The 24,122-nt window shown below is 47.4% G+C and carries 17 protein-coding genes; 11 read left to right on the top strand and 6 right to left on the bottom strand.

Translation table 11 applies throughout. From position 1 onward, the window contains the following. The first annotated feature begins 122 nt into the window (after positions 1–122). The 4 genes from OSC7112_RS10600 to OSC7112_RS10585 all read left to right on the top strand — a co-directional run bounded on the left by OSC7112_RS10600 (position 123) and on the right by OSC7112_RS10585 (position 11,618). Positions 123–1,223, top strand: a complete 1,101-nt coding sequence (locus OSC7112_RS10600) for a sensor histidine kinase (RefSeq protein ID WP_015175895.1) — start codon at positions 123–125, stop codon at positions 1,221–1,223. Continuing rightward, a complete protein-coding gene (locus OSC7112_RS10595; protein ID WP_015175894.1) occupies positions 1,220–1,912 on the top strand; it encodes a response regulator transcription factor in 693 nt (230 codons plus the stop codon). The genes OSC7112_RS10600 and OSC7112_RS10595 overlap by 4 nt, the downstream gene beginning before the upstream one ends. A 201-nt stretch (positions 1,913–2,113) precedes the next feature. Next, positions 2,114–6,796 (top strand): cadherin-like domain-containing protein, encoded by a 4,683-nt coding sequence (locus OSC7112_RS10590; protein ID WP_015175893.1) that lies wholly within the window; start codon positions 2,114–2,116, stop codon positions 6,794–6,796. A 442-nt stretch (positions 6,797–7,238) separates the two neighbouring features. After that, positions 7,239–11,618, top strand: coding sequence for a choice-of-anchor Y domain-containing protein (locus OSC7112_RS10585; protein ID WP_015175892.1), 4,380 nt, complete (start codon positions 7,239–7,241; stop codon positions 11,616–11,618). 213 nt (positions 11,619–11,831) lie between these two features. On the opposite strand, the gene OSC7112_RS10580 is transcribed toward OSC7112_RS10585, so the two are convergent. Then, positions 11,832–13,448, bottom strand: coding sequence for a Ppx/GppA phosphatase family protein (locus tag OSC7112_RS10580; RefSeq protein ID WP_015175891.1), 1,617 nt, complete (start codon positions 13,446–13,448; stop codon positions 11,832–11,834). Between the two features lie 216 nt (positions 13,449–13,664). Here OSC7112_RS10580 and OSC7112_RS10575 point away from each other — a divergent pair, with 216 nt between their 5' ends. Further along, positions 13,665–14,549 carry a 4-hydroxybenzoate solanesyltransferase gene (locus OSC7112_RS10575; RefSeq protein WP_015175890.1) on the top strand — a complete coding sequence of 295 codons (885 nt, stop codon included), beginning with the start codon at positions 13,665–13,667 and terminating at the stop codon, positions 14,547–14,549. A 124-nt stretch (positions 14,550–14,673) separates the two neighbouring features. On the opposite strand, the gene OSC7112_RS10570 is transcribed toward OSC7112_RS10575, so the two are convergent. Next, on the bottom strand, positions 14,674–15,210 hold the full coding sequence (locus OSC7112_RS10570) for a WD40 repeat domain-containing protein (RefSeq protein ID WP_223300871.1): 537 nt from the start codon (positions 15,208–15,210) through the stop codon (positions 14,674–14,676). A gap of 230 nt (positions 15,211–15,440) precedes the next feature. Here OSC7112_RS10570 and OSC7112_RS36970 point away from each other — a divergent pair. Next, positions 15,441–16,167 (top strand): IS1 family transposase gene (locus OSC7112_RS36970; RefSeq protein WP_223300806.1). Its coding sequence is split into 2 segments (ribosomal slippage): positions 15,441–15,821 and positions 15,823–16,167, totalling 726 coding nucleotides; the frame shifts between segments, so codons are not numbered across the junction. Between the two features lie 195 nt (positions 16,168–16,362). Here OSC7112_RS36970 and OSC7112_RS36965 read toward each other — a convergent pair. Continuing rightward, a complete protein-coding gene (locus OSC7112_RS36965) occupies positions 16,363–16,518 on the bottom strand; it encodes a type II toxin-antitoxin system PemK/MazF family toxin (protein ID WP_223300805.1) in 156 nt (51 codons plus the stop codon). Beyond that, the gene (locus OSC7112_RS10560; RefSeq protein ID WP_223300804.1) at positions 16,508–16,681 is read right to left on the bottom strand and encodes a toxin-antitoxin system, antitoxin component, Xre family protein; all 174 of its coding nucleotides are present in this window, start codon (positions 16,679–16,681) and stop codon (positions 16,508–16,510) included. The genes OSC7112_RS36965 and OSC7112_RS10560 overlap by 11 nt, the downstream gene beginning before the upstream one ends. 224 nt (positions 16,682–16,905) lie before the next feature. Between OSC7112_RS10560 and OSC7112_RS10555 the strand changes: the two genes are divergently transcribed. The 3 genes from OSC7112_RS10555 (at position 16,906) to OSC7112_RS40910 (ending at position 19,601) form a co-directional block, all read left to right on the top strand. After that, positions 16,906–17,403, top strand: coding sequence for a TIGR00725 family protein (locus OSC7112_RS10555; RefSeq protein ID WP_015175888.1), 498 nt, complete (start codon positions 16,906–16,908; stop codon positions 17,401–17,403). A gap of 8 nt (positions 17,404–17,411) precedes the next feature. Then, the gene (locus OSC7112_RS10550) at positions 17,412–17,933 is read left to right on the top strand and encodes a thioredoxin domain-containing protein (RefSeq protein ID WP_015175887.1); all 522 of its coding nucleotides are present in this window, start codon (positions 17,412–17,414) and stop codon (positions 17,931–17,933) included. 282 nt (positions 17,934–18,215) lie between these two features. Beyond that, complete coding sequence (locus OSC7112_RS40910) at positions 18,216–19,601, top strand: TPM domain-containing protein (RefSeq protein WP_015175886.1); 1,386 nt, start codon at positions 18,216–18,218, stop codon at positions 19,599–19,601. 109 nt (positions 19,602–19,710) lie between these two features. On the opposite strand, the gene wecB is transcribed toward OSC7112_RS40910, so the two are convergent. Continuing rightward, complete coding sequence (gene wecB / locus OSC7112_RS10535) at positions 19,711–20,823, bottom strand: non-hydrolyzing UDP-N-acetylglucosamine 2-epimerase (protein ID WP_015175885.1); 1,113 nt, start codon at positions 20,821–20,823, stop codon at positions 19,711–19,713. Positions 20,824–21,081: 258 nt separating this feature from the next. Between wecB and OSC7112_RS10530 the strand changes: the two genes are divergently transcribed. Beyond that, a complete protein-coding gene (locus tag OSC7112_RS10530) occupies positions 21,082–21,651 on the top strand; it encodes a pseudouridine synthase (RefSeq protein WP_015175884.1) in 570 nt (189 codons plus the stop codon). 47 nt (positions 21,652–21,698) lie between these two features. On the opposite strand, the gene OSC7112_RS10525 is transcribed toward OSC7112_RS10530, so the two are convergent. Further along, positions 21,699–22,544: a hypothetical protein gene (locus OSC7112_RS10525; protein WP_015175883.1), complete on the bottom strand. Its 846-nt coding sequence runs from the start codon at positions 22,542–22,544 to the stop codon at positions 21,699–21,701. 196 nt (positions 22,545–22,740) lie between these two features. Between OSC7112_RS10525 and ctpB the strand changes: the two genes are divergently transcribed. Beyond that, entirely contained in the window at positions 22,741–24,060 is a 1,320-nt protein-coding gene (ctpB, locus tag OSC7112_RS10520) for a carboxyl-terminal processing protease CtpB (RefSeq protein WP_015175882.1), read from the top strand. Positions 24,061–24,122: the final 62 nt, after the last annotated feature.

The raw sequence follows: 24,122 nt of genomic DNA, 5'->3' as shown, positions 1-24,122 counted from the left end.
ATATAGATGTTATCTAAACGCTTGTTTTTGCGTCAAAACAGACAAATTTTGGCGAAGAAAAAACGCACGAATAAGGCAGAGAGTAGAGTGTAAATATAAAAGATAAAATGGATGGATAAAGGATGTTAAACAGCTTATTGAAAATCACAGACAACCAGGCAATTCAAGAGAAGTATTTGCGGGGGAGGTGGTCGATCGCAATTTTATTTGCGATCGTTGTAGTGCTGGAATTTACTACGCCGTCGGAGTATCTGTTTGGGTATTTGTACACAGGGCCGATTTTGCTGGCCAATTCGCGCTTGAGTCGGTTGGGTAAGTTGCAAATTACGCTGGTATCGGCAGCTTTGACTCTGTTAAATTTGTTTGTTCCTCATGGAGAAGCGATCGCCCTAGCAACTGTAGCAAATAGATCGATCGCAGTCATGGCTTTAGGGGTGACGGGATATTTGAGCGATCGCAACCAGCAGTACCAAGAGACGATCGCGATCGCTAAAGCTGAGTTGCAGTCGCAGCAGCAGCTAGCAAGCATCCGGGAAGATTTTGTCTCTACTTTGAGTCACGACTTGAAAACGCCGATGCTGGGGGCGATTGAAACAATTAAAGCTTTTCAAGAAGCCAAATTTGGGAATGTCACCGCCAGCCAGCAAAAAGTTCTCGAAACAATGGCGCGATCGCACAAAATGTCACTACAATTAGTAGAAACGCTGCTGGATGTCTACCGCAACGATGCCGAAGGTTTAAAACTGCAACTTGCGCCCGTAAATTTAGTAGCTTTGGCAGAAGAAGTAATCGCAACACTCATCCATTTGTCGGCGGCGCGCCGAGTTTACATTAGTATGAGTTACGGAGAGTCAGATTTCCGTCGCTCTTTGTGGGTAAATGGCGATGCGGTGCAACTCCAGCGCGTTTTTGTTAATCTGCTAACAAACGGAATTAACCATTCTCCTCGCGGCGGTAAAGTAGAAATTGTTATGGAATCTTATTCGAGTTATCAGGTGGTGAAAGTTATCGATAGCGGCTTGGGAATTACTGCCGATGAACTGCCCCACTTGTTCGAGCGTTTTTATCAAGGAAACGGCGATCGGCAAGCCAAAGGATCGGGATTAGGATTATACTTATCCCGCCAAATCATTGACGCCCACGGCGGTATAATTTGGGCAGAAAATAAATTGCCACACGGTGCTTTATTTGGATTCCGACTCCCTGCTATCCCACAGACATGAAACCAGCTTATCCCTTGCGAATTCTCCTAGTTGAAGACGACGAACTGTTTCGGTTGGGACTGAAAACGCGGTTGCAGCAAGAAAGTTGCTTGCAAGTAATTGCCGAGGCAGAAGATGGCGAAACAGCAGTAGAAATGACTCAGGAACACTTACCAGATGTGGTAGTTCTTGATGTCGGTTTGCCGGGAATTGGCGGTATTGAAGCGTGCCGCCAAATTAAACAGCGACATCCAGCAATTCCAGTTTTAATTTTAACATCTCATTCTCAAAAATCCTTAATTGAAAGATTAATTGCTGCCGGTGCCCAGGGATATTGCCTCAAGGGAATTGCGGCGGAAACTTTGGTTTGGGCAATTCGATCGGTAGCAGCGGGTGCTTCGTGGTGGGATCAGGTGGCAACTGCGGAAATTCGGGCGGTTTTTGCTAATCCTGAACCTGTGAAAGTTGGTTCAAAATCAGAAGTTTTGGAAAATCCGCTGACGAAGCGAGAACAGGAAATATTAGCTTTAGTTGCGGCGGGGAAAAGCAATCAGGAAATTGCACAAATATTGTACATTGCTCCGGGGACTGTGCGGGTTCACGTACACGCGATTTTGCAAAAGTTAGAAGTGCGCGATCGCACTCAAGCTGCTGTACTCGCAATTCAGAAAGGATTGGTTGCTGAAGAATTTTTGGCGATCGAACCCTAAAAGGTCAACTTTTGTACTGGGATTGTCGGTTTTTGAAATTAATTATTTGCTAAACGCGCCTCTACAAGATGAATCTGTAGCAGCTTCACGGAAAGTTAATATCAGTCTTGATTGTTAATTTTACTCATGACATTTAATGTGTGAATTTGCTAAGCTCTCTACATCTTAATTTTCCTACGGTCATCCAACCAGAGGTGTATTGTGCAAAATTTTATTAATTCAGTTGTAAGTTCGATCGCCTTTCTCGACTCTGCCCTTTCCGATTGCCAAACTCTCCGCAACGGCATCGCAGCGGGGACAGAAGTAATTATCCTCGATGCGGCGCGGGATGGGCTAGCACAAATCACGGCCGCGCTAGCGAGTCGCAGCAATATTAAAAGCATTCATATCATCTCCCACGGCCGCCCCGCGAGTTTGCAGCTAGGCGCGATCGATCTAAACTTGACAACTTTAAAAACTTATGCTAGACAATTGCAGCGCTGGTCGCGATCGCTGGCAGAGAGTGGAGAGATTTTGCTGTACGGATGCGAGGTAGCGGCGGGGGAGAAGGGCGCTAGCTTTGTGCAGCAACTGAGTCAGCTAACCAAGGCAAAAATTGCTGCTTCTCGATCGCCGATCGGCTCTGCAGCTTTAGGCGGCAACTGGGAGCTAGATTATACAACGGGAGCGGTGTCTTCTGAAGTGGCGATCGACCCAGCCACCAGGGCCGCCTATCAATTTGCCTTCGGCCGTACCCTCTACGACGGCACAAACTATTCACCACTACCACCAACATCAGCAACCACACCAGGCATCGGGACAGCAGCCGGTACTCAATTAGCTTACGGACAAGTACCTCTCCCTTTCCCAGCCGGTTCTGGTTCCCTTCCCGCTGGTGCGTTCTCGCCCAACACGGGCATTAATACTGCTAGTGTGACGGCGGCGAATAACACTACAGGCTATGCGGGCTACACCAACTACAAATACACCCCTACTCCTGCGCCAGGAACATTTACTCCGGTCAACGCAACTTTCCCCGCACTCAGCCTCACCGACGGCTATAGCGTCTCTTTCAGAGTTGCAGTTACGGCGGAAAACAGCAGTAGTGACGATCGAGCAGGTTTCAGCATCATCGCCATTAGCAGTGACGCTCCAAAAGGCATTGAACTCGGTTTCACCAACCGCAATCTCGGCCCTAACGGAGGCATTTTTGCCCAGCTAGATAATCCCCTGTTCACTCGCGGGGAAAGTGCGAATTTTAACATCAGCAATGCTACCGACTACAAACTGGTGGTTCAAGGCACGAGTTACAGCCTGTTTGCTGGCGGCACAGCATTGTTGACAAATCAGTCGCTGCGGAACTACGGAGCATTTAATCCAGCAACCAGCCAGCCAGCTTTACCCTTCAATCCCTACACCCAGCCAAACTTCCTATTTTTCGGCGACGCCACCGACCAAGCAAGTGCCACTTTTACTCTCGGCAACATCTCGGTTAATAATTTCCCGGTGGGGGTCAATGACACCTACAGCGTCCTGCACGATAAAGTGCTCAGCGTCTCTGGGGCGGGAGTCTTAAGCAACGACACCGACGCCAACAGCGGCGACGCGCGTAGTGCCGTGGTAGTTACAACCGCGAGCAACGGTACAGTCAAGTTAAATCTCACCGGCGACTTCACTTATACTCCGAAAGCTGGCTTTGTAGGCACTGATACCTTCACCTATAATGTTAGCGACGGCACAGATTCATCTGTCCAACCAGCAACAGTTACGATTAACGTTACAAATAATAATCCACCGTTTGCAGTAATTGACAATTACAAAACCCTTCACGGTCAAGTCCTGAACGTGGCTGTTGGTGAGGGAGTTTTAGCCAACGACATCGACTTGGACGGTGATTTGCGGACGGCAACTCTAGTCACAAATCCCAACAATGGCACTCTCGGATTGAATAAGGATGGTTCGTTTACTTATACTCCCAATCCAGGATTCTTTGGACCTGATAGTTTTACTTACACTGTCAGCGATGGGGCTGCTACTTCACCAGCAATTTTAGCAAATATTAATGTCACAAATAATCCACCGTTTGCAGTAATTGACAATTACAAAACCCTTCACGGTCAAGTCCTGAACGTGGCTGTTGGTGAGGGAGTTTTAGCCAACGACATCGACTCTGACGGTGATTTGCGGACGGCAACTCTAGTCACAAATCCCAACAATGGCACTCTCGGATTGAATAAGGATGGTTCGTTTACTTATACTCCCAATCCAGGATTTGTTGGACTCGACAACTTTACTTACACTGTCAGCGACGGGGCTGCTACTTCACCAGCAATTTCGGCAAATATCAACGTTACAAACAATCCGCCGATCGCACAACCCGACACCTACAGCATCAGTGCCGGAAAAGTCCTCAGCTTAACAGCGCCGGGAGTTTTAATCAACGACACCGATGCAGATTTAGACACGCTGACTGCTGCGGTGGCCGCAAATCCGACGAAAGGGTCGATCGCCCTCAACAAAGACGGTTCTTTCACTTATACTCCTAACGCAGGCTTTTCTGGAACAGACACCTTTACCTACACAGTCAGCGACGGGATAGTTAACTCTGCACCCGCTACCGTAACTGTAAACGTCAACAATAACCCGCCTGTAGCGAATCCTGACACCTATACAACCGCTTTTAATACGGGTCTCAACGTGGCGGGTTTGGGAGTCTTAATCAACGATACAGACCCGGAAAATGACCCGCTGACTGCGATTCTGGTGACAAATCCGGCTACAGGGTCGATCGCCCTCAACGCTAACGGTTCTTTCACTTATACTCCCAATACTGGTTTTTCTGGGACAGACTCTTTTACCTACAAAGCTAACGACGGGAAAGCTGATTCTGCGATCGTCACGGCAAGCATTCTTGTAAATACCCCTCCAACTCCGACTCCCACGGAAACTCCAACTCCAACTCCCACGGATACTCCGACTCCGACTCCCACGGATACTCCGACTCCAACTCCCACGGATACTCCGACTCCAACTCCCACGGATACTCCGACTCCAACTCCCACGGATACTCCAACTCCAACTCCCACGGATACTCCGACTCCGACTCCCACGGATACTCCGACTCCGACTCCCACGGATACTCCGACTCCGACTCCCACGGGAACTCCAACTCCGACGGCAACTCCGACTCCAACTCCGACGGGAACTCCGACTCCAACTCCCACAGGAACTCCGACTCCAACTCCCACAGATACTCCGACTCCGACTCCCACGGATACTCCAACGCCAACTCCCACGGGAACTCCGACTCCAACTCCCACGGGAACTCCGACTCCAACTCCCACGGATACTCCAACGCCGACTCCCACGGGAACTCCGACTCCGACTCCGACTCCAACGCCAACTCCTACGGATACTCCAACGCCGACTCCCACGGATACTCCGACTCCAACTCCCACGGGAACTCCGACTCCGACTCCCACGGATACTCCGACTCCGACGGGAACTCCAACTCCGACTCCCACGGATACTCCAACTCCCACGGAAACTCCAACTCCCACGGAAACTCCGACTCCGACTCCCACGGAAACTCCGACTCCGACTCCCACGGGAACTCCGACTCCGACTCCGACGGGAACTCCGACTCCGACGGAAACTCCGACTCCGACAGGAATTCCGACTCCGACGGGAACTCCGACTCCGACAGGAATTCCGACTCCGACGGGAACTCCGACTCCGACAGGAATTCCGACTCCGACGGGAACTCCGACTCCGACGGGAACTCCGACTCCTGCGGGAACTCCGACTCCCACGGGAACTCCAGACGATCGCGATTGCATTTGCGAACAGATTACCCTACCCGCGATCGGTTCGATTCCGGGCCCGAATTCAGTCGATCGCACTTTCAACGGCACTGACGGCGACGACTTCCTCACCGGCAGCAATCTCAACGACGCTATCAGCGGTTTCAACGGCGACGACATTCTGCTGGGCGAAAAAGGCAACGACAATATTTACGGGGGACTGCCCAGCAATATCCCCCTTGGCCCGAATGCAGACAGAGACTTGCTGTTTGGCAGCGGTGGCAATGACTACCTAAACGGCGACGCCGGCGACGATCTCATTTTCGCGGGTAAGGGCGATGATGTGGCGATCGGCGGCAAAGACGATGACTTGATTTGGGGCGACAAAGGCAATGACACTCTGGTTGGGGCTGAGGGTAACGACTGCTTGTTTGGTGGAGGCAGTTTTGACCCGTTTAGCCCTGACTCGAATGGACGCGATTTGCTGTTTGGCGGTGCTGGCAACGACTTCTTGAATGGGGGAGATGCTGCGGATACTCTAAGCGGCGGCGAGGGCAATGATACTGTTTATGGCGGCAAGGGCAATGACGTTGTGGTGGGGGGTACTGGCAACGATCGCCTGTTGGGCGATCGCGGCAGTGATAGCATTTGCGGCGACGACGGGAACGATACTATTTTAGGAGACAGTGCGATCGACTTTAACGGCGATCCTGATTCCCTGTGCGGCGGTGCTGGGAATGATTTGATGTTTGGCAACGGCGGTAGTGACAAGCTATGCGGCGAGGAGGGCAACGATACTCTCTACGGCGGTAAAGGCGACGATTGTCTGATTGGGGGTTTGGGTAATGATATTCTCAGCGGTGGCATTGGGCGCGATCGCTTTGTTTTAACAGCAGGTGAAGGCAGCGATCTAATTACTGATTTCACAAAAGGTGAAGATTTGCTGGTGTTAGCGGGCGGTCTAACTTTTGCTCAACTTAGTATTACCCAAAACGCTAATGCCGCTTTCATCAGGATTGGTGAGAACGGTCAACTGTTGGCTGCTTTGAATGGAGTGCAGGCTAGTGCGATCGGCCTGAATGATTTTACCATCTTCGGGTAAGCACAAATTAATTAACTAAGGTGCGGAGTACGCACCTTAGTTAATTATGTAGAGTGTGCAACGCGCTGCTTACCGCTATTAGTCGTGTGTCAAATCATATCGTTTCCGGTTGCATCGGTATTGTTCAAATGTGCAAACAGTCAGTTGTCCCGAAAGCATAATTTTAGTCAACAGTCAACACTTAACAATCATCTCGCTCGTGCAACCGGAATTGATATCAAATCACTTTTTGTGTCTAGAAGTGCGATCGACAATCATCCAAGCTTTTGCTTGACACTGCTCAGCACTCCCGATATTATTTTAGTAATAAAAATGACTTAAACAAGCCACTGTACGGACAAACTACTGACAGTGTATTTACGTAAATAAAATTTTAATGTAAAAAACAATCGACATTAGTTGACCGCTAATACATAATCATCTCAAATTTAGGTGCATCTAGATGGGACAGATAATTATTAACGAATTCCGACGGAACGGGCAATTCCAGGGGAATGAGTATGTGGAACTGCTGTTGACAGAAGATCTAACAACTGCTCAACTTCAAAGTTTTTTTGTAGGCGATTCAAGCGGTGCAACAGCACAGAAATTTTCTGCTTATCAGTTCAGGAACATGGCGAGTATTGCTCCTGTATTCAAGGCAGGAACAATAATTGCGATCGGCGGTTCAGGTGTCATTCCTAGTAATGATATTACCTACAACCCCGTTGCCGGCGGAAATGATGCTGATTGGAACATTCAATTGCTGATAAATAACGGTGCTGGCGGTACTTATCTCAATAATGTCTTAGTCGGAACTAACGGTTTTGGCGGGGATTTTGCAGCCTCAGATATTGTTTGGGTAGATACTAGCAGTGCGGGAATTACTTCTGTTGATTCCCTCGCGTGGCCGACGACTGGATTAGGGGTATTTGGCAGTGCAGCTAAGGTGCAAATTCCAGCACCGAACAACGGGGGTAATGTCGAGTTTTCCAGCGCTAGTGGTGGCATCAACAGAACTGCTAGTTATACTATAGATAGTCCCGGCTCTTTGGGTTTACCCAACGGCGGGATTAACACTATTTATATTAACAGCCTCCGCAACCCGCAGGTTAACATCGCTCCGACTTTGGCAACTCCTAATGTTAATCCGCCGATCGCAATTAATGAAGATATACCCAGCGCAGCTAACACAGGCTTTAGTATTTTTAACATCACTAGCGAGTTAGGAAGTGACGCTAATGGCGATCCTTTGGGTGTCGCAGTCACCGCGGCAGACAATACTAACGGTAACTGGCAATTTTCAACTGACGGCAATACTTGGAAAGATTTCGGTGTAGTGTCGGAAAGTTCAGCAACAGTGCTCGGCCCGACTCCTCTTTATAACGGCTTACTGGGTAACACTCCCAGTTCTCAAAATTGGCTGTCTTTGACTAATTCAAATCTTGCTTCTCCTACCGCTACAGCTTCAGAAATATTTAGCGGTAATGGAGTTAATTTAAACAGCACTGCCGCCAATAGCATCTATGCTGGCTATACAAAAAATTCTTTAAATCCGTCATTTCCACCGCTCGATCGCACTACAGGCTTTAGCTTGTCTTTTAATCTCCAAATTATCTCGGAATCCCGCACTAATCAAAATCAAGCTGGTTTTAGCATTGTTGCCGTTACTAGCGATCGCAAAGCCATTGAAATCGGTTTCCAGCAGCTATCTGCAACTTCTGGCAATATCTTTGCACAAGGCGACGGCATTACTCCCAACCCAGGCGGACACACCAACGGCTTATTTTTGGCAGCAGAGAATGTTGCTCATAACACCAATATTGCTACTAACTACACTCTCAGAGTTCAAGGTAACAATTACTTTCTTTCCGATGGCAGCGATATCATACTAACCGGCCCGCTGCGCGATTATTCAGGATTTATCGACCAGATAGATCCTTACGAAACTCCTAATTTTATATTCCTGGGTGACGGCGCTACCTCGGCCCAAGCTAACATCAACCTGACGCGGGTTTCCCTGCAAACGCCTGCGAAAGTTCGGTTTGTACCCAACCCAGACTATTACAGTACCCCTGGAAGCGAACCAACAATTACTTTTCGGGCGTGGGATGGAAGTAACGGAGTGGGTAACGGTACTGCAGGCGTTAATGCTTCTGTTACCGGGGGAACAACGCCGTTTAGCACTAATAGTTTAACAAGTTCGATCGCAGTTAATCCAGTCAACGATGCACCCTCGTTTGTCAAAGGAGTCGATCGCACTCTCAGCAGCAATTCGGGGCCACAAACCATCCCCGGATGGGCGACTGCGATTTCTCCAGGCCCCGCCAACGAATCAGGACAAACTGTGGCTTTTCAAGTGGTGGGGAATGACAATGCTGCTTTGTTTAGTGTACCACCGGCGATCGACTCGGTGGGGACGCTAACCTTTACACCGTTGCCGGGGGCGATCGGCAGTGCTAATATCACTCTAAACCTGAGAGATAATGGCGGTATAGATAACGACGGTATCGATACTTCTGACACCCAATCGTTCATTCTCAACCTCACCAATCCAGGGAAATTTAACTTCAGAAATGCCAATTACAGCGTTAATGAAAACGGTCAGTTTGCCACAATTACCGTTACTCGCACAGATGCTAATGTGGCTGCTGCTGTCAGTTACAGCACAAGTAATGGAACCGCTAATGCTGGCAGCGACTATAACCAGACATCGGGAACCTTAAATTTTGACATTGGCGAAAGTGTTCAAACTTTCACGGTTCCAATTGTGGATGATTCCGAAATAGAACAGGATGAAACTGTTAATTTAACTCTGAACAATCCCACTAACGGAGAAGATTTAGGAGCAATTTCTAGTGCTGTTTTGACTATTGTAGATACAACTCCGCCTCCGACTCCGACACCTGCGGAAACTCCAATTCCCACACCGACTCCGACGCCAACTCCTGCAGAAACTCCAATTCCCACACCGACTCCGACGCCAACTCCTGCAGAAACTCCAATTCCCACACCGACTCCGACGCCAACTCCTGCGGAAACTCCGACGCCAACTCCGACGCCAATTCCGACTCCGACACCTGCGGAAACTCCGACGCCAACTCCGACGCCAATTCCGACTCCGACACCTGCGGAAACTCCGACGCCAACTCCGACGCCAATTCCGACTCCGACACCTGCGGAAACTCCGACGCCAATTCCGACTCCGACTCCGACACCTGCGGAAACTCCAATTCCGACTCCGACGCCTGCGGAAACTCCGACGCCGACGCCTGCGGAAACTCCAATTCCCACACCGACGCCAATTCCCACACCGACGCCGACGCCTGCGGAAACTCCAATTCCCACACCGACTCCGACGCCAATTCCAACTCCGACAACAATTTCGACGCCGACGCCTGCGGAAACTCCAATTCCGACGCCAATTCCTGCGGAAACTCCACTTCCGACACCGACGCCAATTCCTGCGGAAACTCCACTTCCGACACCGACGCCAATTCCTGCGGAAACTCCACTTCCGACACCGACGCCAATTCCTGCGGAAAATCCGACGCCTGGGGAAACTCCGACACCAATTCCAACGCCAATTCCGACATCTGCGGAAACTCCAATTCCGACGGCTAAACCTGGGGAAACGCCGATCGCCAATCAGAATTCGATCGCCCCAACCACATCTCCAACAAGCGAAACCCCCACACCAGCGCTAATTCCTGCTGCTTCGGAAGACTGTATGTGCGATCGAATCACTTTACCCGATCGCACTTCCATTCCCGGCCCGAATATCCCTGAAAATACCCTCAACGGTACTGACGGTAAAGATACTCTAACCGGCAGCGATATTAATGACATAATCAACGGTTTCAACGGCAGCGACTTGCTAAATGGTTTTCTCGGCAACGACAATATTTACGGTGGCCTTGCTAGCCCAGTTACTGTTGGCGCGGATGCAGACAGCGACACTATATTTGGCAACGAAAATAACGACTATCTCGTGGGCCACGCTGGGAATGACATTATTTATGCGGGTAAAAATCGTGATGTGGCGATCGCAGGCAAAGATAATGACGTAGTTTGGGGCGACAAAGACAACGATAGCCTACTTGGCGATGAAAGTAATGACAGTTTATTTGGCGGCACTTCTGATGCGTCTGACGGTGACTTGACAGGAAAAGATTTGCTTTTTGGCAATAACGGCAACGACGTTTTGTACGGGCAAGAAAGCGAAGATACTCTAAGCGGCGGCCAGGACAATGATACCTTACACGGCGGTAAAGATAACGATATAATTTGCGGCGATTCTGGCAATGATTTGCTGTTTGGAGATTTGGGAAATGACAGCATCTGCGGCGGTGAAGGCGAGGATACGATTTTCGGAGATATTGTCAATATTGCGACGGATGCTAGCAGTCAACAAGATTATTTGTGCGGCGGCAGCGGCAATGATTTAATTTATGGCAATCAAGATGCGGATCGAGTGTGCGGCGGTGACGGTAGCGATACTGTCTACGGCGGGAAGGGTGATGATGCTTTGATGGGGGGAATTGGCGGCGACTGGTTGATGGGAGACTTCGGAAACGATACGCTGCAAGGGGGAAGCGGGCGCGATTACTTTTTCTTGACTGCGGGAGAAGGCCGCGATGTAGTCGCTGATTTTACGCAAGGTGAAGATTTATTAATCTTAACGGGAGGGTTAACGGTCGATCGACTCAGCATAGTTGAAGAAAACACTACAACTTTTATCAAAATTGCCAACACAGATCAAATCTTAGCTACCTTCAACGGCGTTCCAGCTAATCTCCTCACTCAACAGGATTTTACAGTAATTGGGCTACCTGGTTTGTAGATAATATCGAATCCGGTTGTATCAGAATGATAACTAATATCATGTCCGATCGATTAACCATTCTAAAATTAATCCCTCCTGCTTTCAGAAGGCAGGCTAGGGCGATCGGGAGGAGTATGGAGTTAAGCACAATATTGATACTAGACTTGGGGTTAAGTTGAAACTGTAGGGTGCGTACTTCGCACCCTACAGTTTATCGTTTCCAGTTTGTATTTAAACCGGAACCAGAGTCTGTTCCAAAGTTGCCACTAATTTGAGATTGTACTCATCTTCAAAACACGGCTTTTTATAATCCAAACTCCACAGTTCTAAAGCGCAATCGTCTTCGGGATTGAGCGGTTGCAGCCGCAAATGAAACTCTCGAACTTCCGGGCGGTGTTCGCATTTAAAATCAGCAATAGCTCCAACTTGCCGCCTATCTAAAGCCACAGCCAACCGCAGAAAAGGATGCAGTTTACTGACAACTTCCCGGTATTTTTTCGGAAGTACAATAAAATTTTCGTGCTTCTTTTTTGGAGGATTCTTCCGGTGATAGCGAGCTAAATTGGCAATTACTTCTATTTCAGTTTCCGTGTATCCTAATAACTCACCATTGCGAATTAAATAGTAAGAATGCTTGTGGTGGGCAGAATGACTGACGTACAAACCGCAATTGTGCAGAATCGCGGCTGCCCACAGCAAGTCCCGTTCTTCGCTGCCCCAATTGTGCAGAATTCCTTGAGTTTGGTCGAACAAATTGAGCGCAAAGGCTGCGGTTCTTTCGCTTTGTTCTAAATTAACTTGATATTTGTCAGCCATATGCAGAATGCTGCGCTGGCGGATTGAACCTTGATAGCGCAAGCGGTTTTCAATTAAACCGTGGGTCAGCATCCAGTCAACAATTACGCCTTCTCGTAAAGAGCGATCGCAAACAGTCAGCGATTCAATTCCTAATAGTGTCATAGCTTCCTGCAAAATCAAAGCGCCTGCCAGAATAATTTCCGCCCGCTTGTCCGACATTCCAGGAATTGCCAATCTTTCGGCATAAGAAAGTTTGCGAAAGCGATTGACTAAATCGCGCAAATCTTTTAAACTTAACACATATCCGGCTAGGGGACTCGGAACTGTTCCCAACTTTTCGCGAGCGTTAATTGCAGCCAGAGTTTCGATGGTTCCAGCAGTGCCAATCAAGCGCAAAGGTTCGCCAGCATTGAATTGAGATCGCAATTCGTCGATCGGTCTTTCCAGCGAAATCCGAATATAAGCTTGCAAATAAGCAAACTCCTCCCTGCTAATCGGGTCACTTTTGACAAATTCTCCTGTTAAGCGCACAGCACCAATTTTTGTACTGGTGAGACAGCGAGACTGAGAACTGTCTCCTAAAATCAACTCAGTAGAACCGCCGCCAATATCAATAATTACCTGCGACTCATTGTTAAACTCCATACCGGAAAGAACGCCGAGATAAATTCTCCGCGCTTCTTCCTGACCGGAAATTAAACTCACATTCAGGTCTAATTCTTCAGCAAGTTGTTTGAGAAAATCTCGCCCGTTAGGAGCTTCCCGAACCGCACTCGTAGCCACAGCGATAATTTGTTCGGCATTGAAAGTTTTAGCAATATCTTGAAAACGGTGCAGAGTGGCGATCGCCCTTTCCATAACCTCGGACTTCAAGCACCCTGTCTTAACTTCACAATCGCCCAACCGAACCGTATCTTTTTCTCTAGCAATAATCGTAAACGCGGGTAATTTCGGATCGATGCGCGCCACCACCATGTGAAACGAGTTAGTACCCATATCAATAGCAGCAATAATGCGATTTGACTCCGCAGCAGCAAGTGAATTAACCATTGGAGTGTATGGGGGTTGACAGATATTTATGATTATTTCACGAATCCAGTTAGGCATTCTATTAAATTAGCCTAAATCGGGAAATACTGACTGGGCAAGACTTTCACTTGTTTGCAATTCCTGCTGAAGTGCGATCGCCAGCAGAGATAGTAGGTGATTTTGCTTAAAATTTGATAAAATTTATTTAATGTTAAAAATCTAAAATCTAAAATTAAAATGCTTAAAGAGCTCGATCGCCAACCCGAATCCACATTGCTAACCGTCGTGAGGCTTTTGAGATGGGACAAACCAGCAGGAAGGCTAATTTTAATGATTCCAGCCCTCTGGGCCGTCTTTTTAGCAGCAGACGGGAGGCCGCCCTCCGCATTGGTGGGCGTGATTGTGTTGGGCACCTTAGCCACGAGTGCGGCTGGATGCGTTATCAACGACTTGTGGGATCGCGATATCGATCCCGAAGTAGAAAGAACGCGATCGCGCCCCCTAGCATCCCGCGCCCTCACCGTGCAAACTGGGATAGGAGTTGCATTAATTTCCTTGGTATGCGCGGCAATTCTCGCTTTTTATCTCAATCCTTTAAGCTTCTGGCTGTGCGTCGCCGCCGTACCGGTAATTATCTGCTATCCCCTAGCAAAAAGATTCTTTCCCGTCCCGCAATTAGTGTTATCAATTGCCTGGGGTTTTGCAGTTTTAATTAGTTGGAGCGCCGCCGTTGGAACACTAGAATTAGCGACTTGGTTGCTGTGGGGTGCAGTCGTGTTTTGGACGATGGGATTTGATACAGTTTATGCGATGAGCGATCGGGAAGACGATTTGCGTTTGGGGGTGAATTCCAGCGCGATATTTTTCGGGAATAATGCCGCTAATGCAGTGGGTTTGTTCTTTGTTGGTACAGTCGCTTTGTTAGCAGCAATGGGAATTAATCTGCACTTGCACATTGGTTTTTGGATGGCAATTAGTGCGGCGGGGATTTTGTGGCTTTTGCAGTACAGTCAACTGCGGAAGGCGGATATTCCTAAGCCAATTTACGGTCAAATCTTTCGCCAAAATGTTTGGGTGGGGTTTGTCATACTGGCGGGGATGATTGTTGGGGAGATTTTTTAGCTGACTTGCGCTTGGAAACCGCGAATGGGGCCTCAGAAACCGGGTTTGTTTACGAAAAGACCCGTTGTAACCGAGAGATTAGGTAAAAAACCCGGTTTCTTTGTTGGAGTGGGTAAGTCCTGACTTAAACAGGAACGCGCCAAATTTTTACAGTATCCGCACTCCCGCTGACCAAAGTTTTGCCATCATAGCTGAAAACAACAGACTGGACTGGGCTGAGATGTTCCAGAGTTTCCAACAACTCTCCTGTGTGAAAATTCCAAATCCGAATTGTGTGGTCACCACCGCCGCTGGCGAGAGTTTCACCATCGGGGCTAAAGGCAAGAGTATAAACACTATCTGAGTGTTCTGTGAAGGTACGTAGCAGTCTGCCATTTTCAGTATTCCACAGTTGAATTGGCTGTTGTAAACCGCTAGCTGCGACTATTTTACCATCCGGGCTAATCGCAACACAACAAATTATCCCAACAGAAGAATCGAACCAGGAAGCTACGGCACCGAAAAAATCTACTGGCCGATTGAGAGTGTGCAGCAACTCTTGTTTGTACCAATTCCAGATTTTAACTGCACCATCTAAACCGCCACTAACTAAAATGCGTCCGTCATTGCTAAAGGCAAGAGAATTAACTTCCCAAACGTGTCCCCAAAGAGTTTTTTCTATTTTACTTTTTTTGAGATTCCAGATATCAATTGTAGGGTAGTAATAAATATGTAGTGAAATTTAATTACAGTAATTGAATATATAGGATAATTTTATAACTCACACAATCAAATTTTGTGCTTTTAATATTTCTTTACGCGCTCGAATGTAGATTGAGTTACAGTTATGCTATCATAAGTAACTCTTGCTGGACTCCTTGGTATCTGCCAATATTAGTTTAGTCATATAATATGCTACCCTCACGACCCAACTGCCCTGATTGTGGTTCAAATCACATAGTTAAAAATGGTAGAATTCATAATAAAAAACCAAAATACAAATGTCAAAGTTGCGGTCGCCAAGAAAGTCGAAAATCCGACCAACAAAATAATGAGCTTCGGAAACAATCATATTTAATCGATCGACTTCTTTTGGAGAAGATTTCTTTGGCTGGTATAGCTAGAAGCACGGGTGTTTCTCAAAAATGGTTACAGGATTACGTAAATAATAAATATGCCTCAATCGAACGCAGAGTCAAGGTTAAACCTAAAAAAAAAGTCAGATTGAATGTTGAATGTGATGAACTGTGGTCATTTGTAGATTGCAAAGAAAATAAGCAATGGGTGTGGCGGCGCAATGGATAGAGAGACCAGAGAAATTATTGGTGTTTATATTGGTGTTCGTAGCGAAGAAGGAGCAAAACAATTATGGAACTCTCTAGCTCCTGTATATCGACAATGTGCTGTTTGCTATACAGATTTTTGGGCGGCATATGCTTGTATTTTTCCTTCGATACGCCATCAGCAAGTTGGTAAAGACAGTGGAAAAACTAATCACATTGAAAGATTTAATAATACTTTGCGCCAACGTGTTTCTCGTCTTGTAAGAAAGACTCTTTCATTTTCTAAAAAGTTAGAAAATATTATTGGTGCTATTTGGTATTTTATCCATCATTACAACTATGTTTTGAGCCAATAAATATCTAATCACTACATATTTATTACTACCGTCAGCCAGATATCAATCTCCTTTCTGAACTATCCGAAAAGAGCGAGATCCCTTTCTAAGGATAACTCAGAAGAGCGATCGTTCACTCCTCCCCTATAATTGCGAGCAATCCCTCTTTCAAAGACTGAATATCTACATCTTGAAGCCTTCCCAATTTTTTAACTATCAGTTTTTTTTCAATATACCCATAAGAAGGCGCTCGGGATATTCTGCATTATAAACGTCAAAACTAATCACAACTGCTGGACGTTTTTTATTGGTAGTTTGATCGGTAAAAGGAAACGGAACTAAAACCACATCACCAAAATTATCACTCGTCATACTCCGCGTCCTCTGGGTTATCCCAAATTTTAGCAAAAGCTGCTTCTGAGAGTTTAGTCGCAGCAGAAACGAGAAGACGATCTTCACTTCGCGTTAAAAGGAAATCGATAAAATCTTCTAATACCGTAATTTTATCCGGCGGTAAACTGCGGATTTTTTCCATCAGCTTTGTTTCAAGGTTTTGGGCGACACTCATGTTAGATATCACTTTCTTATTGACGAAATAGCACTCAGAGTAAGTGCTACAAATAAATATAACATGGGGAGGGCGGGTTTTGCAGCAGCAGTAAACTCGCTCCTATTATAGACTGTAGCTCAACCTGCTCCTACTATTTATGAGTGGAGATTATTGTTGTTTGGCGATGACCTACTTGTTCACCGAAAACTATGAAAAAAATCATCATCGGCATCATGGGACCCGGCGAAAGTGCCACATCAACAGACTTAGAAAACGCCTATCAACTCGGACAACTCATCGCCGAAGCAGGATGGATATTGCTAACTGGTGGCAGAAATGTCGGCGTCATGGATGCCGCCAACAAAGGAGCAAAATCAGCTAACGGTTTAACAGTCGGCATCCTTCCGGGAAATGACACTCGCGGCATTTCTGAAGCTGTAGATATTGCGATTGTCACCGATATGGGAAACGCCAGAAATAATATTAACATTCTTTCTTCAGATGTAATAATTGCCTGCGGTATGGGGACGGGCACGGCTTCGGAAATCGCCCTCGCTCTCAAAGCTAACAAACAAGTTATATTGTTAAATCACAGCGCTGAAAGTCAAGTTTTTTTTAAAGGTTTAGCACAATTTAACATCTTTGTGGTAAACAATGCTGTAGAGGCTATGAATCAAGCTCGCAAAATCCTAGCAAATCCAAGATGAAATTCAAGATGAGAGTAAGCAAATTCAACTTTTGTGCGATCGGCATTTTCCTGACTTTGGGGATTTTCGTCACTACCAAAGCAGACGGAAGAATTGCACAGTTCAGTTTCAGCAACAAACCCACTCAAAAATTAGCACAAACCCTCCCTCCTCCTCCCCCTTCCGCACCGCCTGTTACCGAACAAGAAGCGCCACCTATTCGCAGCGAATCCGTGCCGGATCAAATAGCTTTAGCAACCCATTTGCAAACCATCAAAGCTAGAATGTACGGTGCTTACTGGTGTCCTCACTGTCACACGCAACAAGAACTTTTCGGCAAAGAAGCATTTACCGCAATTACTTACATAGAGTGCGATCCTAGAGGCAAAGATGCTCAACCCGATTTGTGCAAAGCTGCCAATATTAAAGCTTATCCCACTTGGGAAATTCGGGGTAAATATTACACGGGCCGGCAATCTTTGGAAAAACTGGCTATTTTATCCGGTTATAAAGGCAGTAGCAATTTTGGGCCACCAGTTCCCTCTCCTTAAAAATATCTAAATTAGTTCGCACTCGCCCACTAAGAAACCGGGTTTTTGAACCGAGATTGACGGTTTTCAGCAATTATTTTGGTTAAAAACCCGGTTTCTCGCCACCCCTGCGTCCTACACTATAAATGTAAAGTGGTGATGGCGCACCTAAAATTATGATTTTTATGAATCCAACTTCTGAATAATATGAATTGACATGACAGTGAGCTGGTTATTGAATTGTAATTAGGCGGACAGATATATGTCAATTTCAGACTAGCCGTTATTCAGGAGACTGAAGCGATGCAGTTACAATTTAGCAACAAACAAATAATCTGGATCGGTTTGCTGTGCTTTTCGGCAATTGCACTTCCCGTAACGAGCCAAGCTATAACAGTACAAGAAGTACCGAATCCCCGTCAAGTAAATAACACTTGGGTAACGGACAATGCCAACATTCTTAGCGATAGCACCGAAACTCAGCTAAATCAAATGATTTCGGATTTAGAGGCCAAAAATGGCTCAGAAATCGCTGTTGTGACAGTGCCTAATACTAAGCCATCGGCGACACCCAAAGCATTTGCTACAGAATTATTTAACGTTTGGGGGATTGGCAAAAAAGGTAAAAATAATGGAGCTTTATTGTTGATTTCGTCGGGGGAACGCCGCGTTCAAATTGAAACAGGTTCTGGCATTCAAAGCATTCTGCCAGATGCGAAGGTAGTGGGTATTATTCAAACCGAAATTACGCCCCGATTTAAACAGCAGGACTTTGACGGGGGTACATTAGCGGGGACAAAGGCGTTAGTAAATGTTTTACAAACTCCGATTGTAAATTCTCAATCTCAAACCACGCTGCCTTTGGCTCCAATCGTACCATCTCAAGGGGTGAAACCGTCACCAATACCTAGTCAATCGCCAGTTATTAGCAATAGTACATCCACAGGTGAAGATTCATCGAATCTAATCTATGGCTTACTTGGGTTGTTATTCATAGCATTCATAGCATTTATACCTTGCTTCATTATCTTCAGGATATTTCGCAGCTTATTTTCTCGGATATCTCGTTACCGCCACCGCCGTTATCCGCGCAATTACAGCAGTCACAATTGCAATTACGGCAGTCACAGTCCCAATTACAGCAGTAACAATCGCAATTACAGCAGTCACAGTCCCAATTACAGCAGTCACAGCGTCTATTACAGTAGCACTAGCGACTACAGCAGTAACAGTAGCAGCGATGATTGCGGTGGGTACTACAGCAGTAATAGCAGCGACTACAGTATTAGCAACAGCGACTGCGGGGGTAGCTTTGGCGGTGGCGACTCCAGCGGTGGCGGTGCGGGTGCCGATTATAGCAGCAGTAGCAGCAGCAGTAGCGACTGCGGGGGTAGCTTTGGCGGTGGCGACTCCAGCGGTGGCGGTGGGGGTGCCGATTACAGCAGCATTAGCAGTAGCGACTGCGGGGGTAGCTTTGGCGGTGGCAACTCCACCGGTGGGGGTGCGGGTGCCGATTACAGCAGCAGTAGCAGCAGCAGTAGCGACTACAGCAGTAGCAGCAGTAGCGGCGACTACAGCAGTAGCAGCAGTAGCAGCGACTACAGCAGTAGCAGCAGTAGCAGCGACTACAGCAGTAGCAGTAGCAGTAGCGACTACAGCAGTAGTGGGGGTGGCGGTGGGGATTGGTAATTGGGGAAGGGAAGCAGAAACTGAGTTTTTTTAACAGGAATTAGTCTCCCTCTGGGGGACGCAAGTTTGTGTAATTGCGGTTGAAACCGCCCAACTCGCAAGGGGATAGCTAACTAAAATACTCTTCAACTATTTTCAAAATCCGCGAGGCGGCTAAACCGTCACCAAAGGGATTAATTGCCATTGCCATTGCGTTGTATGCTTCGGAATTGCTCAGCAATTCTGCCGCTGCTGCTGTAATTATATCAGAATTAGTACCAACCAGTTTAGCAGTACCTGCGGAAATTGCCTCTGGTCTTTCTGTTGTTTCTCGTAATACTAAAACTGGCTTACCTAAACTCGGTGCTTCTTCTTGCAAGCCGCCGGAATCTGTGAGGATTAAATGACATCTCTGAATCGCTCCTACTAATTCTGCGTAATCTAAAGGTTCAGTTAAAAAGACTCTCGGATGGTCGCCCAAAAGAGCTTGCAAAGGTTCTCTGACTGTGGGATTTCGGTGTAGAGGTAAGAGCAAGGCTGTATCGGGAAATTTATCTAAGATTTGGAGAAATGCGCGAGCAATTCCTGCTAAGGGTTCTCCCCAATTTTCGCGGCGGTGAACTGTTGCTAAGATAGTGCGATATTTGCTCCAATCTAATTTAGGAATGTTGCATTTTGGTTCGCGTTTGGCGACAGACAGCAAAGCATCGATTACTGTGTTGCCTGTACGGTGAATTTCTCCTAAAACCCCCGATCGCCCTAAATTCTCTGCAGCCAGCTCTGTCGGGGCAAAATGCAGCCGTGCGAGCTGAGATATCAACCGTCGGTTAGCCTCTTCGGGGTAAGGATTGAACACGTCGTCTGTCCGCAATCCGGCTTCTACGTGACCTACGGGTATTTTCTGGTAAAATGCAGCCAAAGCAGCGGCAAATGCTGTCGTTGTATCGCCCTGAACTAAGACGATGTGGGGCTGCAATTCTTTAAACAATGCTTCCAAACCGTGCAAACTCCGGGATGTAATATCTGTCAAGGTTTGCTGGTGCTGCATAATTGCTAAATCCCGATCGGCTTTTAGATCGAACATTTGCATTACTTGCTCGACCATTTCTCGGTGCTGACCGGTTAAAATTACTTGGGTGTCAAAGGTTGGCGAACTTTTGAAGAGTTGAATTACTGGGGCTAGTTTAATCGCTTCCGGGCGAGTTCCTAAGACGATGCAAACGCGGTGTGTGGCTTCGGGCATGGTAAAATTGGGTAGTTGAGATTTGTGCAGCCTTTAAAGGCTGAAGATTTTATAGGTTTGAATCGTTGGTTAACCAGATTTATTTTTTTAGGAACCGCAGAGGGCGCAGAGGGCGCAGAGGAGAGAAGAGAGATAGAAAGTGGTTTGACGTTGGGTGGGGGCGGGTTTTTGAGATTGTGAGTTTTAGGCAATTATTGTTGGTAAAACCCGCCCCTACAAATTTATTGACATTAGTACATTTTTATTTTTTAATTTGTCATGCCCTATCGTTACATTCTATTTTACAAACCCTACGATGTTTTAACTCAATTCACTGACAACTCTAGCGAAAGTAAACGCAGCACTCTCAAAGACTATATTCCGATTCCTGACATTTATGCAGTAGGAAGGCTCGATCGCGATAGTGAAGGTTTGTTGCTGCTAACCGATGACGGACAAATGCAGCACCGCCTCAGTGACCCGAAATTCGCTCATCCCCGCACTTACTGGGTGCAAGTGGAACGAGTTCCCGATGCAAGTGCGATCGCCGCTTTGCAGACAGGTGTCACAATTCAAGATTATCGGACTCGATCGGCAAAAGTGCAATTATTGTTAGAAGAACCACCTTTGCCGCCCCGCGAACCGCCGATTAGATTTCGCAAAAACGTGCCGACAGCATGGCTGGAAATGACTCTCACAGAAGGCCGCAACCGCCAAGTCCGCAGGATGACCGCAGCAGTAGGGTTTCCGACGCTGCGGCTAGTCAGGTGTGCGATCGGGTATTTGCGTATCGAAGGCCTCAAACCCGGTGAATGGCGCGAACTAACTCAAGCCGATTTGAGATTTTAGATTTGAGATTTTGGATTGGAGAATTACAGTCAACCGTCAACCGTCAACTACTTTCGAGGTGGCAAAATAAAACTCTCGTTTCCATCCTTATCTTTTTGCACCTGAGCTCCCAACTTGACAAGAGCTTGTTTCGCCCTTTGACGCACCAACTTATCAGTTGTTTGAGCATAAACCGTACTCCAAGCAGTAAACCGCACCGGCACGCTATCGGGATCTCGGCGCAAATACTCTGCAGTTGCTCGAAAAATCGGCGTCAATTTCGGCCCTTCCGGGCTTCCTTCCACCCAATCAGCGGCCATTTCGTGGGAGCGAATTGACTCGGGAATATCCCCCAACAGCAGCAACTCATCAAGACCTTTAGTTCGCCACACTATCCACGATTGGGAATGAAGTTGCGGCGAAAGGGAAAGGGCGCTAGTACCCCGCTCTATCAAATTAACAGCAGTTTCAGGCTTTCCCTGATAAAAAGAAATAGCTGTGGAAAGAAACAGGTAGATGTCAGCCCACCTCGGGTCGCGCCGCGTAACTATGTCAAAATAATCTTGGCTCAAATTGTAGCCCGTTACATCTCGGGCTTCGTCGTCGCCAAAATACTGCAAAAATTTGAGAAATGTCCAATCTGCAATTAAATTGTCAAACCCTAAACTAGGGATAGTTTTGAGCATTTTTAGCCGCAGGGCTTCTTGCTGCGCTTCTTGCTGTGCGGCTTGCTTGAACCGGGCAGCAGATATTCCAGAGGGCGGCTTTGGCCCCTGAACGCCAACTGGGGACATTCCCCCCAACTGCCCGCTCGACTGTATGGTGACGACCCCCGCCAGGGCTGCTAGACCGATAGCTCCATTAACGAGCAGGCTCAACCACTTACGCGAAAATTGTTCGATTTTAGCTTCCACGGCACTTTATAAATCCAAGTTTTAAATTAAGTTTATTGAAAGAGAGTAATAATTGGTTGGCGATCGACTATGAATCTCGTTAAACTGTCCAAAGGGATGGTGTAGCCTCCACACAATAGTTTAAGTAGTAGTTTGAGATTTTTTAGCAATATAAAATCTCAAATCAAAAATCTAAAATCGAATTGAGCCAAATTCAATGAATCAAGCCCGCAGACGCTTTTCTAAATTACAGGCAGCCCTGTTCACTGGGGCGATGGCAACAACCGCTTCGATATCTTTACTCGTTCCCGGGCTGAGTCAATCAGTCCGCGCCGAGCTTCAAGATAGCCCCAAAGCTGTCTTAGACGAAGCTTGGCAAATTGTGAACCGAGACTATGTTGATGGCAGCTTTAACAAGACTGACTGGCAAGTGACCCGCCAAGAACTGCTGAGCAAAAATTATACCTCTCGCGAAGCTGCCTACACCGCCCTCCGCAAAGCCCTAGAGAAATTAAACGACCCCTACACGCGCTTCATGGACCCGAAGCAGTACGAAGCGCTGACGAATCAAACCTCTGGGGAACTGACAGGGGTGGGGATGAGGCTGGAAGAAGACGAGAAAACGAAAGCGATTACCGTAGTCGAGCCGATGGAAAATTCCCCGGCCCTGAAGGCAGGGATTCAAGCGGGCGATACGATTTTGGTGATTGACGGCAAACCTACCAAAGGCATGACTGTCTCGGATGCGGCTCAGGTAATTCGGGGTGCTGAAGGCACGAAAGTCACGCTGCGGATTGCTCGCGAGGGCAAAAGCGAATTTGACATCACTCTGACTAGGGCGAGAATTGAGGTAGCAGCGGTTCGCTACAGCCTCAAGAAAGAAGGCGGTCAGAATGTCGGTTACATCCGTTTGCAAGAGTTTAGCTCCCACGCGGGCGAACAAATGCAGGCGGCGATTAAAAAGCTCTCGGATCAGAAAGCTGACGCTTTTGTGTTGGATTTGCGGGGCAATCCCGGCGGTTTGCTGCGAGTGAGCATTGATATCGCTCGGATGTGGATGGATACAGGGGCGATCGTCCGCACAGTCGATCGCGCGGGTGATTCTCAAGAAATGCGCGCCAACCGCACTGCAATCACTAACAAGCCTTTGGTGGTGCTGGTGGACGACAACTCAGCCAGCGCTAGCGAGATTTTGGCCGGTGCTCTGAAGGATAACAAGCGCGCCACTGTGATGGGCGGTCAAACTTTTGGCAAAGCTTTGGTGCAGTCGGTGCATTCTTTGGCTGACGGTTCGGGATTGGCGGTGACGATCGCTCACTACTATACTCCCAACGGTACGGATATCAGCCACAAGGGCGTTACTCCCGATGTTAAAGTCGAAGTCACTAACGAACAAAAGCTGAAATTAGCTAACAAACCGACGTTAGTTGCGACTAAGGACGATCCTTGCTACGCGCAGGCGATCGCACTTTTGAAAACTACGGCTTCCTCTGCCCGTCCCGTGGCCGCTAATGAGGTTATTGTTCCTAAAAAGTAAGTAGTTGAAACCGTCAGCCCTTAACAATTAGCTTTAAGATAAAACCCGCGCCTGCGGGTTTT

The organism is Oscillatoria nigro-viridis PCC 7112, assembly GCF_000317475.1.
In the GTDB taxonomy this organism is placed as follows: domain Bacteria; phylum Cyanobacteriota; class Cyanobacteriia; order Cyanobacteriales; family Microcoleaceae; genus Microcoleus; species Microcoleus nigroviridis.
Note: the sequence above shows the minus strand (reverse complement) of the source record. Positions and strands in the feature narration are given on the sequence as shown.

Coding starts and splice junctions, on each gene's coding strand:
- OSC7112_RS10600 (WP_015175895.1), top strand. CDS start 123: ATGTTAAACAGCTTATTGAAAATCACAGACAACCAGGCAATTCAAGAG.
- OSC7112_RS10595 (WP_015175894.1), top strand. CDS start 1,220: ATGAAACCAGCTTATCCCTTGCGAATTCTCCTAGTTGAAGACGACGAA.
- OSC7112_RS10585 (WP_015175892.1), top strand. CDS start 7,239: ATGGGACAGATAATTATTAACGAATTCCGACGGAACGGGCAATTCCAG.
- OSC7112_RS10580 (WP_015175891.1), bottom strand. CDS start 13,448: ATGGTTAATTCACTTGCTGCTGCGGAGTCAAATCGCATTATTGCTGCT.
- OSC7112_RS10575 (WP_015175890.1), top strand. CDS start 13,665: ATGCTTAAAGAGCTCGATCGCCAACCCGAATCCACATTGCTAACCGTC.
- OSC7112_RS36965 (WP_223300805.1), bottom strand. CDS start 16,518: ATGACGAGTGATAATTTTGGTGATGTGGTTTTAGTTCCGTTTCCTTTT.
- OSC7112_RS10560 (WP_223300804.1), bottom strand. CDS start 16,681: ATGGAAAAAATCCGCAGTTTACCGCCGGATAAAATTACGGTATTAGAA.
- OSC7112_RS10555 (WP_015175888.1), top strand. CDS start 16,906: ATGAAAAAAATCATCATCGGCATCATGGGACCCGGCGAAAGTGCCACA.
- OSC7112_RS10550 (WP_015175887.1), top strand. CDS start 17,412: ATGAGAGTAAGCAAATTCAACTTTTGTGCGATCGGCATTTTCCTGACT.
- OSC7112_RS40910 (WP_015175886.1), top strand. CDS start 18,216: ATGCAGTTACAATTTAGCAACAAACAAATAATCTGGATCGGTTTGCTG.
- wecB (WP_015175885.1), bottom strand. CDS start 20,823: ATGCCCGAAGCCACACACCGCGTTTGCATCGTCTTAGGAACTCGCCCG.
- OSC7112_RS10530 (WP_015175884.1), top strand. CDS start 21,082: ATGCCCTATCGTTACATTCTATTTTACAAACCCTACGATGTTTTAACT.
- ctpB (WP_015175882.1), top strand. CDS start 22,741: ATGAATCAAGCCCGCAGACGCTTTTCTAAATTACAGGCAGCCCTGTTC.